Here is a 307-nt window from a genome sequence, read left to right on the forward strand (position 1 = left end):
CATGATCCAGGGTGGGGCGGGGTCGTCCTACACCGGGGCCGTGGTCACCAGTGGCCTGACCGGCCTGGACGCCAAGGGCTCGGTCAGCGGCGGCACTCTGCTGGCGGTCGCGGGCAATGACTACATCGGCGCCAGCCTGGCCACCCTGAACGTCACGGGCACGCTGGCCAACACGGCGAGTGGCGCCACGGCGCTGTACATCGCCAGCACGGGCACCCTGGGCAGCCTGGCCAACAGCGGCGTCATCAGCGGCAACGTGGTGAACCAGTCCGCGCGTGATCTCACCATCAACGGCGGCGGCAACGGC

1 protein-coding gene is annotated in these 307 nt (G+C 70.4%); it reads left to right on the forward strand.

The window, feature by feature from the left end; translation table 11 throughout:
• Nucleotides 1–307: hypothetical protein (locus tag P5F91_RS24365; protein ID WP_277908510.1), on the forward strand; the 307-nt coding region annotated here is incomplete at both ends.

The organism is Nitrospirillum amazonense (genome assembly GCF_029594735.1).
Lineage (GTDB): Bacteria > Pseudomonadota > Alphaproteobacteria > Azospirillales > Azospirillaceae > Nitrospirillum > Nitrospirillum amazonense.